The 12,969-nt window shown below is 67.4% G+C and carries 14 protein-coding genes; 5 read left to right on the plus strand and 9 right to left on the minus strand.

Annotation, left to right across the window (positions count from 1 at the left end):
* The first annotated feature begins 92 nt into the window (after nt 1–92).
* Nucleotides 93–542 carry a hypothetical protein gene (locus WD430_RS18230; protein ID WP_339103842.1) on the plus strand — a complete coding sequence of 150 codons (450 nt, stop codon included), beginning with the start codon at nt 93–95 and terminating at the stop codon, nt 540–542.
* A 6-nt stretch (nt 543–548) separates the two neighbouring features.
* Here WD430_RS18230 and WD430_RS18235 read toward each other — a convergent pair whose 3' ends face one another.
* The 6 genes from WD430_RS18235 to WD430_RS18260 form a co-directional block, all read right to left on the minus strand.
* A complete protein-coding gene (locus WD430_RS18235) occupies nt 549–1,562 on the minus strand; it encodes a metal ABC transporter permease (RefSeq protein WP_339103843.1) in 1,014 nt (337 codons plus the stop codon).
* Nucleotides 1,563–1,566: 4 nt separating this feature from the next.
* A complete protein-coding gene (locus tag WD430_RS18240; protein WP_339103844.1) occupies nt 1,567–2,304 on the minus strand; it encodes a metal ABC transporter ATP-binding protein in 738 nt (245 codons plus the stop codon).
* A complete protein-coding gene (locus WD430_RS18245; RefSeq protein WP_339103845.1) occupies nt 2,301–3,392 on the minus strand; it encodes a metal ABC transporter substrate-binding protein in 1,092 nt (363 codons plus the stop codon). Before WD430_RS18245 ends, WD430_RS18240 begins: the two co-directional genes overlap by 4 nt.
* A gap of 153 nt (nt 3,393–3,545) precedes the next feature.
* The gene (locus WD430_RS18250) at nt 3,546–3,968 is read right to left on the minus strand and encodes a hypothetical protein (RefSeq protein WP_339103846.1); all 423 of its coding nucleotides are present in this window, start codon (nt 3,966–3,968) and stop codon (nt 3,546–3,548) included.
* A gap of 89 nt (nt 3,969–4,057) precedes the next feature.
* Nucleotides 4,058–5,251 (minus strand): YhjD/YihY/BrkB family envelope integrity protein, encoded by a 1,194-nt coding sequence (locus WD430_RS18255; protein WP_339103847.1) that lies wholly within the window; start codon nt 5,249–5,251, stop codon nt 4,058–4,060.
* A gap of 82 nt (nt 5,252–5,333) precedes the next feature.
* On the minus strand, nt 5,334–6,359 hold the full coding sequence (locus WD430_RS18260) for a carbohydrate kinase (protein WP_339103848.1): 1,026 nt from the start codon (nt 6,357–6,359) through the stop codon (nt 5,334–5,336).
* A 145-nt stretch (nt 6,360–6,504) separates the two neighbouring features.
* Between WD430_RS18260 and WD430_RS18265 the strand changes: the two genes are divergently transcribed.
* The gene (locus tag WD430_RS18265) at nt 6,505–7,620 is read left to right on the plus strand and encodes a hypothetical protein (RefSeq protein ID WP_339103849.1); all 1,116 of its coding nucleotides are present in this window, start codon (nt 6,505–6,507) and stop codon (nt 7,618–7,620) included.
* A gap of 77 nt (nt 7,621–7,697) precedes the next feature.
* Here WD430_RS18265 and WD430_RS18270 read toward each other — a convergent pair whose 3' ends face one another.
* A complete protein-coding gene (locus WD430_RS18270; protein ID WP_339103850.1) occupies nt 7,698–9,167 on the minus strand; it encodes an aldehyde dehydrogenase family protein in 1,470 nt (489 codons plus the stop codon).
* Between the two features lie 205 nt (nt 9,168–9,372).
* Between WD430_RS18270 and dpsA the strand changes: the two genes are divergently transcribed.
* On the plus strand, nt 9,373–9,918 hold the full coding sequence (gene dpsA, locus WD430_RS18275) for a DNA starvation/stationary phase protection protein DpsA (protein ID WP_339103851.1): 546 nt from the start codon (nt 9,373–9,375) through the stop codon (nt 9,916–9,918).
* 436 nt (nt 9,919–10,354) lie between these two features.
* Here the strand turns inward: dpsA and WD430_RS18280 are convergent, their stop codons facing one another.
* Complete coding sequence (locus WD430_RS18280; RefSeq protein WP_339103852.1) at nt 10,355–10,522, minus strand: hypothetical protein; 168 nt, start codon at nt 10,520–10,522, stop codon at nt 10,355–10,357.
* 120 nt (nt 10,523–10,642) lie between these two features.
* Here WD430_RS18280 and WD430_RS18285 point away from each other — a divergent pair, with 120 nt between their 5' ends.
* Together WD430_RS18285 and WD430_RS18290 are read left to right on the plus strand one after the other, a co-directional pair.
* On the plus strand, nt 10,643–11,182 hold the full coding sequence (locus WD430_RS18285; RefSeq protein WP_339103853.1) for a macro domain-containing protein: 540 nt from the start codon (nt 10,643–10,645) through the stop codon (nt 11,180–11,182).
* Nucleotides 11,183–11,293: 111 nt separating this feature from the next.
* Complete coding sequence (locus WD430_RS18290; protein WP_339103854.1) at nt 11,294–11,767, plus strand: universal stress protein; 474 nt, start codon at nt 11,294–11,296, stop codon at nt 11,765–11,767.
* Between the two features lie 60 nt (nt 11,768–11,827).
* On the opposite strand, the gene purM is transcribed toward WD430_RS18290, so the two are convergent.
* Nucleotides 11,828–12,820 carry a phosphoribosylformylglycinamidine cyclo-ligase gene (gene purM / locus WD430_RS18295; protein ID WP_339103855.1) on the minus strand — a complete coding sequence of 331 codons (993 nt, stop codon included), beginning with the start codon at nt 12,818–12,820 and terminating at the stop codon, nt 11,828–11,830.
* Between the last annotated feature and the right edge of the window lie 149 nt (nt 12,821–12,969).

A 12,969-nucleotide genomic window follows, 5' to 3' on the forward strand; every position in this document is an offset into this window, starting at 1 on the left:
TCGTGACGTCGATACGGCCGGGTTCGATGCTGCCGGACGCGACGATCCGAACGCTTACCATCCACCTATAGGAGATAGAACACGTCCAACCGATGGCCGTCTACCGTCCCCGTGCGATCGCTGCCGGCACCGCGGTGCTCGGCGCGATCAGCCTCCTGACCGCGGCGCTGTACTTCCGAACGATTCCCGAAAACCCGCCCGGTGACGGGTTCGCGGCCGGTCTCACCGGTCTCTTAGTGATGCTGTGCGTGGCCGTAGGCGCCCTGACGCTCGCGGAGGCGGGGCTCCTGTTCCTCGTCACTCGTCTCCGAGACCCCGCGGAACTGCCGCGACGGTTACTGACGCTGGGTGCCGTCGCCGGGAGCCTCTCGATCGTCCTGCTGGTCGTTCCCATGCTGGGCTCGCTGGCGTTCGACGCGCTCCTTCCCGTCGGGTCCGTCGCCGGTATCGGGCTCCTGTTCGTCCCGATCGGCGTCCTGTGTTCCGGACTCGGCGTCGCGATTCAGCTCGTCGACGAGTTCCGTCCCGAACGCCGCGCGTGACGGCCGTCAGTGCGTCGAGATAGCGGCCGTCGACCGACTCGAGACGAGGATCGCGAGCAGGTAACAGGCGATGGCGACGACGACGATCGAGCCGCCGGTGGGGAGGCTGCCGGCGATCGCGACCGCGAAGCCGCCGAGGATCGCCACCTGGCCGAACAGGATCGAGCAGAACAGCGTCTCGCGGAAGCTGTGGGCGATCTGCGTCGCGGCCGCGACCGGGATGACGAGCATCGCGGCGACGAGGATGACGCCGAGGATCTGCATCGCGCCGACGACGACGACGGCCGTCATGACGATCAGCAGGGTGTTGTACCAGGTGACGTTGAGCCGCGCGACGCGGGCGGCCTGCTCGTCGAACGTGATGAACAGGAGCTGCTTGTAGGTCGCGACGACGACGGCGACGACGAGGACGGCGAGCACCGCGACCAGCCGCGCGCCGCCGGGCGTGACGACGGAGATGCTCCCGAAGAGGTAGTCCTCGACGTTGATCCCGGTCATGCCCCGGCCGTAGCTGATGATGAGCGTCCCGACGGCGAAGCTACCGGTGAGCATGATCGCGATCGGCACGTCGCCGTAGGTGTCGGTGTGCTCGGTCAGCCACTGGACGCCGAGCGCGCCGCAGACGGCGACGACCAGCGCCGCGAGCAACAGGGAGACGCCGAAGTCGGTCGTGGCGCTGAACAGCAGGCCGATGGCGACGCCGGCGAACGCGGTGTGGGCGAGGGTCTCGCCGATCAGGGCCATCTCGCGGTGGACGAGGTAGGTGCCGACCAGCGGTGCGACGATCCCGATCAGGATCCCCGTCGCGAGCGAGCGCCACATGAACGGGTGTCTGAAGACGTTCGTTCCGAGGACGTAGTCCGCGATCCGGCCGGCGGTGCGGAACTGCTCGTACAGCGCGCCCGCGACTGGATATCCCTGCAGGTAGTCGAGGGCGAGGAAGCCGATCATGACCGCCGCCAGCAGTCCCGTCGCGCCGATTCCGATCAGTTCCAGCCGAAGTCTCGTCTCGCGGTGCATCGTCTCAGTGGTGGTGGTGGACGACCTGTCCCGTCGCCCCGTAGGCCTCGGTGAGCGCGTCGCTCTCGACGAACGACTCCGTGTCACCGTGGTGGTACAGTTCCGTGTTGATACAGGCGATCCGGTTCGCGCGGTCCGTGACGACGCCGATGTCGTGCTCGATCAGGATGATCGTGATCCCGTCGGCGTTGAGCGACTCGAGCAACTGGTAGAAGGCGTCGCGGGACTCGGCGTCGACCCCGACGGTCGGCTCGTCGAGCGCGAGCAGGTCGGCCTCGGAGGCCAGCGCCCGCGCGATGTAGGCGCGCTGTCGCTGCCCGCCCGAGAGCTGGTTGACCTGCCGGTCGGCAAGGTCCTCGATGCCGACCGTCTCGATGGCGTCGGCGACGATCTCGCGGTCTTCCTCCCGAATCCGGCCGTGGCCGACGTGGGCGAACCGCCCCATCGTGACGGCCTCGCGGACGGTGACCGGCATCGTCCCGCCGCGGCTGGTCGCCTGCTGGGAGACGTAGCCGATCCGCTCGCCCTCGTCGAACGACCCGACGGGCTCGTCGAACAGCTCGATTCGGCCGCTATCGGGGCTGAGGAGCCCGAGCATGAGATGAAGGAGCGTCGTCTTCCCGGAGCCGTTGGGGCCGATCAGTCCGAGCAGATCGCCCTCCTCGACGGTCAGGGAGACGTCGCGGACCGCGGGCTGGTCACCGTAGGCGAACGTCACGTTCTGGAGGTCGACGACGGTCACTGTGCGTCTAGTGCTTCTCTGAACGCGGGGATGTTTATCTCTTCCATTTGCTCACGGTAGCCCCAGCCCTTCTCGTCCCACGAGGCGAGGGTTCCCGAGGCCGTCGAGAGCGGCATCGCGTCGGTCGCGTCGCTGTCGTCGAGGAGCGTCTCGACGAGGGGCGGGTGTCGGCCTTCGGGGGCGTCGAAGGCGTCGTAGAGGATCGTGTCGATCCCGTTCTCGTCGATGTGATCGATGGTCTCCGAAATCTCTCCCTGACTCGGCTCCTCGTTGGGGGAGACGCCGACGGGCGTGTGCAGTTCGAAGCCGTACCGGTCCTCGAGATAGGTGAAGGAATCGTGGCCGGCGAAGACGGCGGTCCGGCGGTCCGCGTCGTCGAAGAGCGCCTCGAGTTGCCGGTCGACGTCCTCGAGGACGCCGACGTACTCGTCGGCGTTGGCTCGGAACGTCTCCTCCTCGTCGGGACGGGCCTCGACGAGGCCGTCGACGATGTTCTCGAGGATGTCCTGTGCGAAGACGGGATCGAGCCAGGCGTGGGGATCGAACGAGGAGCGATCGCGGTCGTGATCGTGACCGTCGTCTTCGTGGCTGTGGTTCTCGCCCTCGTGACTGTGTTCCTCGCCCTCGTGGTCGTGTTCGCCGTCTTCGTGCGTCTCAGTGTCGTTCTCGTGATCGTGCCCGCCGGACCCGGTTCCGTGATCCCACTCGAGCAACTGATCGTCGAGTCCCGCGAAGCCGTCGACGACGACGACGTCGTCGTAGTCCGACTCGAGCGTCGACGCGATGTCCTGGGCCCACGAGAACTCGGGAGTATCGAGGTAGACGAAGACGCCCGCGTTGGCGACGTCGCGAGTCAGGTCACCCGGCGGATTCCAGCCGTGGCCCGATTCGCCGGTCCCCACCGGGTTCTCGAACTCGATCGTCTCACCGCTGACGCGGTCGGCCCAGTCCCACAGGCTGAAGAGAGCGGCGTATCCCGCGTCGTACTCGCGGTTGGCGGGATCGAAATTGTCGAGACAGCCGGCAAACGCACTCGCCGCGAGGAGGCTCCCACCGGCCCCCAGCAGCGACCGCCGTGTTCGGTTCATAGCCGAAAATACGCCCTCCTGAATAAAAGGGTTGTTATCTAACCAGAGAGAGTTGTTAACTCGAGGTAGCTATAGTGGATGTTGTTAATAATCGAGGGCAAGTGGACACTCGCGGCGAAAGACGCGAAAACGACTTCGCGCGGATCGGCCCGACTACTCGAGCGAGACGCTGAGTTCGACACCGTTGTGGCGTCGGTAGGCCGGCGGTTGGCCGGGATCGGCGTCGCGGACGACGTCGAAGACGTCGAACCGGATCACCAGACGGCCGGGTCCGATCGTCGCCCGGAGGACGGGGCCGCGACTCGTGACGACGACGTACGGCGGCTCGGCGACCGGCGAGGCCGACAGCTCGTGGCCCGTGGCCGCGACGATGTCGGCCAATACCCCCGGCAGACGCTCGAGCAGCCCGGTCGCCTCGAGCTCCGAGCGGAGCCCGTCGGTGACGGTAGTCCGACTGGTGGTCCGCGACGTGTCCCAGGGCTCGGCGACCCGGTCGGCACAGTACTGGACCGCCTCGACGACCGCGGCGTGTTCGGTCTGGATCCGACGGCGCGCGTCTCGAACCGGATGCGACACGAGTGTGTGTGGCGGCGGGAATCACTAAGATGTCTCGACTCTCCCGCCGAGTGGAGTGAGATCGCGATCGAAGCGACGGCGGTCCGTCGCTACTTCCGTCGCTCGACGGTGCCGACGTTCAGCGTCCGGACGTGGCGAAGCACCGTTCGAGCCCCGCGTCGCCACGCCGGCTCCATCTCCCGTCGCTCCTCGAGTTCGCGCCGTAGGCGCTCGTTCTCGGACTCGAGTTCCGCGACCGTCGTCTCCAGTCGCTCCGCGCTCGCCTCGAGGTCGTCGACGCGGTCCTCGAGGTGGTGGCGGCGCTCGCGCTGGGCCGTCAGGTCGTTCTCCAGCTGAGCGCGCTCGCGCCGGAGGGTCTCGATGCGATCGGCGAGTTGCTCGTGTTCCCGAGCGACGTCGTCGACGAAGGGGTCGCGGTCGGTCGCGGCGATCGAGTCCTCCTCGAGCGCTGCCGTTTCGTCGTCGGTCTCGTCCGCCGCCTCCTCGTCGGCGCCGGGCTCGAGATAGCCCGTCCCGACGGCGTTGACGACGGCGCCGACTAACAGGATCATTCCGCCGAAGTAGAGCCACGTCAATAGCAGGAGGATGGCGCCGAGGGGGCCCGCCGACTCCGAACTGGAGGCGAAGGAGACGTACACCCGGAACAGCGACTGGAGCAGCGTCCAGCCGACGGCCGCGACGACGACGCCGGGAATCACCTGCCGCTTCGAGGAGCCGACGTCGGGGAAGTAGTAGTACATCGGGAAGAACGCGATCGCGAGGACGACGAACAGCAGGAGCGACTGCGCGACGCCGAGGAAGGGGATCTCCGGCAGGAACGCGACGATCGCGGTCGCGACGGCCGCGAAGATGAGCGCGGCGCCGATGACGCCGAAGACGATCAGCGCGTCGTGGAGCTGGTCGACAAACGAGTTCTCGTTGGTCGTCCCGTAGATCTCCGAGAACGCCGTGTCCAGTCCCCGGAAGATCTTCAGTGACCCCCACAGCAGCACGACGAGGCCGACGATGGTCGATCCGGCCGACGCCGGTGAGCCCTCGATCGCGTTCTCGATGAGCAACTGTCCGCTATCCGGGAGGAAGCCCTCCGTCGCCGCCGACACTTGCTCGGCGAACGCGTCGCCGCCCACGAACGTGACGAGGAAGAACACGAGCACGAGCAGCGGCAGCAGCGAGATGAACGCCTGATAGGCGATGCTCGCGGCCATAAACGGCACGTTCTTCTCCTGAATGCCTCCGACGACCGTCTTCCCGAAGGAGAGGCCGTCCCGAAGGTCCGTAGACATACGCGAATGCGAGGGCTCGACGGCGTTATGCCGTCGGCTTGCAGCGAACGTGTTGATTTCCCGCACGGCCCGCGACCGACGGTTACGGCGTCGGGTCGTCCTCGAGCAGCGACTCGACCGCACCGCGGGTCGGCAACGCGGCCATCGCCCCCGCGTCGGTCGTCGCCGTCGCGGCGACCGCGCCGGCGAACGTCAGTGCGTCCTCGAGCGACTCGCCGTCGCGAAGCGCGGCGATGGCGCCGGCGACGAACGCGTCGCCCGCCCCCGTCGTGTCGACCACGTCGACGTCGAATCCCGGATGGCTCGCGACGCGCACGTTCGACTCGGCGTCCCCCGGCGAGTCGGTCCACGGCGCGCGTTCCGAGGCGGCCGCGACGGCGCCCTCGCTCCCGCGCGTGACGAAGACGGTGTGCGGCCCGTCGCCGCCGGTCCCGCCCTCGAGGACCGCTCGAGCGATCGCGTCCGGCGCCGAGCGGGACTCGCCGTCGGTGGCCTCGAACCCCAGTCGCTCGAGCTCGCCGACGGTCGCCTTGCAGACGTCGACGTGAGTCAGCGCCTCGCGACCGACGCTGGCGAACGTCTCCGCGTCGGGCCAGAGCTCGGGCCTGAAGTTCGGATCGAACGAGGTCGTACAGCCCGCGGCGGCGGCCCGCTCGAGCAGGTCGAGCGTCGCCGTCCGCGCCGGATCGCTGGCGAGAGTGACCCCGCCCGCGTGGACCCACTCGAGGCCCTCGAGCGTCGCGTCGTCGATGCGTCCGGGCTCGAGGCGCGTATCGGCGGTGTCGTCGCGGTAGAAGGTGAACTCGCGGTCGCCCGTCTCGTCGTGGGTGACGAACGCGAGCGTCGTCTTCGCGTCGGGATCGCGCTCGACGAACCGATCGGGCAAATCCGCGTCGTCGAGGACGGTCTCGAGGTACCGGCCGAACGGGTCCGCGCCGACGCGGGTCCAGAACAGCGGCGGCGCCTCGAGTCGCGCGAGGCCGACGGCGACGTTCGCCGGCGCACCGCCGGGGCGGCGGTCGAAGCCGGGGACGTCCTCGAGCGGGCCCGGTCGCTCGGGGAGGAAGTCGATGAGCGTCTCGCCGGCGATGAGAACGTTCCGAGGCATATCTCACACCGTTCACGCCCACGACGGTAGTCCGTTCGGTGTCGAAACGATCGTTCGCCGTCGCGTTCGCATAGGAACAATCAAATAGCGTTGGTTTGACCTATCAATAATCGTGATTGATATACCTCGGCGAACGCTCCTCGCGATGGGCGCGACTGGGCTCGCCGTCGGCGGAGCCGGCTGTTTGAACGACGACTCCGAGTCGGACGGCAACGGGTCCGACGAGTCCGGGAACGGGGACGACGAGAGCGCACTCGCGCCACCGGCACGGTGGATCCCAACGTCGGCGGGATCGCAGCTGTTCTTTTCGTATACGGATCTCGAGACCGTCCGAAACCACGAACCCGAACTCCCCGCCGAGACGCTCGACGAAATCGCGTTCGTACCCCACGGTGCGGGCGGTCGGGTCGTCGGCCGAATGGAAACCGAGCCGACGTTCGAGTACGTTCTCGAGTTCGGTCCCTCCGGAGAGAGTGGCCACTACGTGATGCGCGGAGAATTCGACCTCGCCGGACTGGACCTCGGCGACCCCATCGACGAAGTCGGCGAGTTCGACCGCTTCGAGGCTGCGGGGGCCTCGATCGCCGCCTCGAGCGACACGCTGGTCGTCGTCGATCCCGAGATCGGAAGCATCGACGACGTGCTCGCAGCGGGCCTCGACGGGACGGATCGGCGGGTGGACGGGGACGGCTCGCTCGGGAAGGTGCTCGAGCACGTGGGCGGCGGGACGCTCGCATACGGAATCGTGCCCGAATCGGCCGACGAAATCTCCGTCGGACGGTCGTGGTCGATCGCCGCCGAGACGGTGACGTACGCGCACGTCATGCACGGTATGGACACGTCCGACGTAGACGAGGACCGGCTGAAATCGGAACTTGCCACCGAATCCCCCTTCGATAGACTCGACGACTTTTCGCTCGACGTCGAAGCCGATGCCGTCCTCGTGACCGGAAGCGTCCCGACGAGCGAGTTCCGGTACACCGCCGCTATCTCCAAACACAGGGCCGGTCTCGGAAGGGCGGACGTGACCGTCTCCATCGACGTCGAGACGGCGCTACAAACGGTCACCGTGACGCTCACGTCCTACGGGGCGAACGGCCGCGTCGAGGTTCGCGATAGCAGCGGCACGCGGGCAACGTTGACCGAGCGAGGCGAGGAAGGGAGACTCGAGTACGACGTGGGTGACACGGAGACCGTCACCGTGGTCTACGTCAACGGCGACGAGGAATCGGAAGTCGCGACTGAACCGGTCGAATTCTGAACTGCGGGCCACGGTCGAGACCCCCTCGCTGCCCCACACGATGCGGTTCGGGCTCGTCCGCCCGATGCGCCGTTCGCCTACAGGATGATGCTCTTCTCGCGCATCATCTCGTGGATCGAGGCGTCGAGGCCCTCGCGACCGATGCCGGAGTCCTTGTTGCCGCCGAAGGGGATGTCGCCCAGTCCGTGGCTGGGTGCGCCGTTGATCCGGACCGCGCCGGCGTCGACGCGGTTCGCGACGTTCATCGCGCGCTTGTGGTCGTTCGTGAAGACGGCGGCGTCGAGGGCCAGATCGGAGCCGTTGGCGATCTCGATGGCCTCCTCCTCGTCGCCGAAGGTCGTGACGACGGCGATGGGGCCGAACTGCTCCTCGTCGACGATGCGGGCGTCGTGGGGGACGTTCGCCAGCAGCGTCGGTTCGAAGAACTGGTCGGCGAGTTCGTCCGGAACGCCCTCGGGGGCGCGGCGGCTCCCGCCGCGGACGAGGTCGGCGCCCTTCTCTATGGCGTCCTCGACGAGCGTCTCGACCCAGTCGGCCTGGTCGACGCTGATGAGCGGACCGAACGCGGTGTCCTCCTCGAAGAGGTCGCCGGCCTGCCAGGCGTCCATCTCGCCGTCGATCAGGTCGACCAGTTCGTCGTGGACCGACTCGTGGGCGAGCACGCGGGAGACGGCCGAGCAGCGCTGGCCGGCGTACTTGAACGAGCCCTTGGCGCAGTTGCCCGCGACGTCGGCGAGGTCAGCATCGTCGAAGACGATCGCGGGCGCGTTGCCGCCCAGTTCCATGTGTAGGTTGACCATGCCGCTCTCGCGGGCGACGTGTTTGCCGGCGCCCGAGGAGCCGGTCATCGCGATGGCGTTGACGCGGTCGTCGCCCGACAGCACGTCGCCGATCTCGCTGGCCTCGCCCGGAACGAAGTTGAACGCGCCGTCCGGAATCCCGTCGACCTCGCTGATGACGTCGGCGAGGATCGCCGCCGAGATGGGCGTCTTGCTCGCGGGTTTGAGCAGGACGCTGTTACCCGCGGCGAGTGCAGGCGCCACCTGTAATGCCGTCGTCGCCAACGGGTAGTTGTACGGCGTGATACACAGCACCGCGCCGATCGGCTCGTGTTTCACGATCGCTTGCCACCCCTCGTGGCCCTCGGTCGAGCCCTCGCGGTACTCGCCCTGGCTGACGACGTTCCGGGCCTCCTCGGCCGCGCGGTCGAACCGCTCGGCGGCCTGCCCGACCTCGCCGCGGGCCGAGGAGATCGGTTTGCCGGCCTCGCGAACGATGACCTCCGCGAGCTCCTCCTCGCGCTCGCGCAGCCCCTCGGCGATCGTCTCGCACCACTTCGCGCGCTCGACGACGGTCGTCTCGCGCATGCGAGGCTTGATCTCGTGGGCCGCCTCGAGCGCGGCGTGGGCCGCAGCCGGATCCGCAGCGGTCACCTGCGCGAAGGTGCCTCCGTCGGCGAGATCAGAGACCGGGATCGCGTTCTCGGTCTCGAGCCACTCGCCGTCGATGTACAGTCGCTCTCTCCGCTGTGCGGCTCTCGTTGCCATACCCCTGTCTTAGAGGCCCACACTGAAAGCGTTTACTCACCCTCGAAAAAATAACGTAGGTGATACCGTCCGCGATCGGCGCTGGTTGATTGTTAGGTAGACCAAAATCGAGCAGGCCTTTGAGAGAAAAGTGATTTCCGATTACGGAAAAAATGTTCTCGCATGGGGAATCCTTAAGTGGAATGCGCGCGTTCGATAAGATAGGATGAGCACTCAAGAGACCGTCCGCCAATCGGCTGACAGCGTCGAGGGGAACGAACTCCGACTCGACCAGGAGAAGTCGGAGCAGATCGTCGACGCGCTGAACACGGAGCTCGCGAACTCGTACGTCCTCTACCACCAGTTGAAGAAACACCACTGGGTCGTCGAGGGCGCCGAGTTCCTCCCGCTCCACGAGTTCCTCGAGGAGGCCTACGAACACGTCGAGGAGGGCGCCGACGAGATCGCCGAGCGCGCCCAGGCACTGGGCGGCGTCCCCGTCTCCGGCCCGTCGAACCTCGAGGACCGCGCTACCGTCGAGTTCGAGGGCGAGGACGTCTACGACGTCCGCACGATGTTCGAGAACGACCTCGAGATGTACGGCGAGATCATCGAGTCGATGCGCGGCAGCATCGAACTCGCCGAGAACCTCGGCGACCCCGCCACCGGCGAGCTGCTGCGCGAGATCCTCGTCCACCTCGAGGAGGACGGCCACCACTTCGAACACTACCTCGAAGACGACACGCTCGTCCTCGAGGAGGCCACGAAGTAATCGGGCGACGGGAACGCTAGTCATCGCTCCGCGTCACCGATCGACACTGTGTTTTTGATGCCGCCTCGAGCCGTCAGCGAGTAGCCCGTCCGCACTCGAGAGAACGGCACGACGATATTGCGCGAGGGATGAACGAACGAGTAGCGCGGTTCACTGAGCCCAGAGTCGCGTTTCCCCCGCGAAGCACTGAGCCCTCGCACCGTTCCGCGGCACAGCGCGCGCCACCGCAGGCCATGCTGTCGGCCGTCGCTCTCGAGTCCACTCGAGATGGGGGTACCCAGAGATGGCAGCCCTGCAGACAGCTATTGGCGGGAAAACCGAAGAGAGAGGATCCGTGGCCGAGGTCAGTCGGCGTGATGGTTCGATCCGTCGGGTCAGCGACGGAGGAGCGGTGCGCTCGAGTCGTGCGAATCGCGGTCGGAGCCCGTCCCGACGGTCAGCGCTCGAGGTCGACGGTGAGGTCGGTCGCGATCCAGCCGTCGTTGTTGTCGCGCTCGGTGAAGACCGTCTTGCCGGGGCGCGTCTCGTGGCTGGTAACGACCACTGCCGGCTCCTCGAGTTCTTCGTCGGCGTCGGAATCCTGCCTGCGGGCGGGTACGTCCATCACGTGGAGTTAGGTGTACCTAAATCTAAAAAGGTTTTGGTCGGCCTAACTCTCTGGGAACCGACTGATCTTGCGACGACGAACCGTACTTTCACACCGTCGGACGCCGTACCCGCGCGTATGGAGTTCGACGTCGTTCAGGGCGATATCGCCGCACAGTCCGCCGACGCGCTCGTCAACGCCGCCGGGACGAGCCTCGAGATGGGCTCGGGCGTCGCCGGCGCGCTCCGTCGCGAAGCCGGTCAGGAACTCAACGACGAGGCCACGTCGAAGGGACCGATCGACCTCGGCGCGGTCGCGGTGACCGACCCCTACGATCTCGACGCGGAGTACGTGATCCACGCGGCCGCGATGCCCCACTACGGAGATGGTCAAGCGACCGCGGAGAGCATCCGCGACGCGACGCGGAACGCGCTCGAGGCGGCCGACGAACGCAACTGTCGCTCGCTCGTGATTCCGGCGCTGGGCTGTGGCGTCGCGGGCTTCGACCTCGCGGAGGGGGCCGAACTCATCGCCGAGGAGATCCGCGACTACGAGCCCGACGTCCTCGAGGACGTCCGGCTGATCGCCTACAGCGAGGCGGAGTACGATACGATCCGCGCCGCGACCGGGACGGGCGACTCGTCGGTGTCGACTGACGAGAGCGAGTCCGATCGGTAACCGGACTCGCGCCGGCGACGTCCGCTCGAACCGGGTCTCTCGGTTCGGTCGTCTTAAAGACGCCATCTGTGATTGGGAACAAATAACTCACCGGTGCTCGAAGCCGAGCGTATGGGGCGGCACGTACTGGTGGCGATGGGTCGAACCGACGCGTCAGATGCGGCACTCGAGTACGCGTTCGAAGAGTATTCCGAAGCGAAGATTTCCGTGCTCCACGTCACCGACGGGGCCGGCCCGTTCGTCCGGTTCGGCGGCCGGGATCCGTGCGAGTACGTGATTCCCGAACTGACCGCCGAACGGAGCGGGGCACTGCTCCCGACGCCGGACCGCTTTACGCGAGCCCAGTGCCGACGGGCCGAGCAGGTCCTCTCCCGCGCGCACGAACTCGCCGAGCGCCACGGTCGGGAGATCGAACCGGCCGTTCGCTCGGGCGGCGCGGCGAGGGAGATCACCGACTACGCGAAGGAACGCGCGGTCGACCACATCGTCATCGCGGACCACCCGCCGACGGCGTTCCGGCCGGTCTTCCGGTCGGTCCCCGAATCGGTCACCCGCAACGCCAGCGCGCCGGTCACGACGCTCTGATCGCGCCGCGACGGTCGCTTCTCCGCCTCGACGATTCGAGTCCGAGCGGTGGGGCCGGAATCAGGACAGCGAGAGGCCGCGGATCTCGACCGAATCGCCCTCTTCGACGCGGCCGATGATCCGTCCGTCGGTGTCGGCCGCGAGGGCTTCGGCGCGGTCCTCGGGCAGCGCGACGACGAACCCGGTGCCCATGTTGAACGTCCGGTGCATCTCCTCGTCGGTCACGTTTCCTTCCTCCTGGACGAACTCGAAGACCGACTGCGCGGGGAAGGGATCGTCGACGACGTACTCGAACTCGCCCATCCGGAGCAGGTTGGTCCAGCCGCCGCCCGTAATGTGGGCCGCCGCGCGCACGCCGTGCTCGCGCATCGGCTCGAGCAGGTCCGTGTAGATCCGGGTCGGGCGCAGCAGTTCCTCGCCGATCGACCGCTCGGGGTTCGGCGGGAACTCGTCGGTGTAGTCGTGCTCCCGAGTGACGGCTTCGCGGGCCAGCGTCAGCCCGTTCGAGTGGATGCCGTCGGAGGCGAATCCGACGAGCGCATCGCCGGCCTGGGCTTCGCCCTCGAAAATCTCGTCTTTCCCGGCGAGCCCGGCGCAGGTGCCCGCGAGGTCGAATCCCTTCACGACCTCGGGCATGACCGCCGTCTCGCCGCCGAGCATCGTTAGATCGGCCTCTTCGAGGCCGACCGCGAGTCCCTCGCCGATCTCGTTCGTGAGGGCCTCGTCGGGTTCGTCGATCGCGAGGTAGTCGACGAAGGCGACGGGCTCGACGCCTGCAGCCACGAGGTCGTTGACGTTCATCGCGATGCAGTCGATGCCGATCGTCGAGAAGTCCTCGATGGCTTCCGCCACCAGCAGTTTGGTGCCGACGCCGTCGGTCGCCAGCGCCAGGTAGCGGTCGCCGATGTCGATCAGGCCGGCGTACTCGGTCCGCAGGTCGCTGCCGAAGGCCTCGAGCAGGGCCGCGGTCGCGTCCTCGCTGGCCGCGATGTCGACGCCCGTCTCGGCGTAGGTGAGCCGTTCCTCGCTCCCGTCGTCCGCTGAATCGGTCATGTCTGAACGACCTCCCGGGGCGAGCAAAAGGTCACCGGTCCGGGCGAGCGACCGCGCGTCTCCGCCGTCCGCGGCTACCGTCGCGTCGCGGTCAGCGTCGTCCGCTGTCAGTGCTCTTTCCGGCAGTCGCCGTCGCGTTCGACGTCGGC

This window comes from Haloterrigena sp. KLK7 (genome assembly GCF_037914945.1).
Lineage (GTDB): Archaea > Halobacteriota > Halobacteria > Halobacteriales > Natrialbaceae > Haloterrigena > Haloterrigena salinisoli.

Coding starts and splice junctions, on each gene's coding strand:
- WD430_RS18230 (WP_339103842.1), top strand. CDS start 93: ATGGCCGTCTACCGTCCCCGTGCGATCGCTGCCGGCACCGCGGTGCTC.
- WD430_RS18235 (WP_339103843.1), bottom strand. CDS start 1,562: ATGCACCGCGAGACGAGACTTCGGCTGGAACTGATCGGAATCGGCGCG.
- WD430_RS18245 (WP_339103845.1), bottom strand. CDS start 3,392: ATGAACCGAACACGGCGGTCGCTGCTGGGGGCCGGTGGGAGCCTCCTC.
- WD430_RS18255 (WP_339103847.1), bottom strand. CDS start 5,251: ATGTCTACGGACCTTCGGGACGGCCTCTCCTTCGGGAAGACGGTCGTC.
- WD430_RS18260 (WP_339103848.1), bottom strand. CDS start 6,359: ATGCCTCGGAACGTTCTCATCGCCGGCGAGACGCTCATCGACTTCCTC.
- WD430_RS18265 (WP_339103849.1), top strand. CDS start 6,505: ATGGGCGCGACTGGGCTCGCCGTCGGCGGAGCCGGCTGTTTGAACGAC.
- WD430_RS18270 (WP_339103850.1), bottom strand. CDS start 9,167: ATGGCAACGAGAGCCGCACAGCGGAGAGAGCGACTGTACATCGACGGC.
- dpsA (WP_339103851.1), top strand. CDS start 9,373: ATGAGCACTCAAGAGACCGTCCGCCAATCGGCTGACAGCGTCGAGGGG.
- WD430_RS18280 (WP_339103852.1), bottom strand. CDS start 10,522: ATGGACGTACCCGCCCGCAGGCAGGATTCCGACGCCGACGAAGAACTC.
- WD430_RS18285 (WP_339103853.1), top strand. CDS start 10,643: ATGGAGTTCGACGTCGTTCAGGGCGATATCGCCGCACAGTCCGCCGAC.
- WD430_RS18290 (WP_339103854.1), top strand. CDS start 11,294: ATGGGGCGGCACGTACTGGTGGCGATGGGTCGAACCGACGCGTCAGAT.
- purM (WP_339103855.1), bottom strand. CDS start 12,820: ATGACCGATTCAGCGGACGACGGGAGCGAGGAACGGCTCACCTACGCC.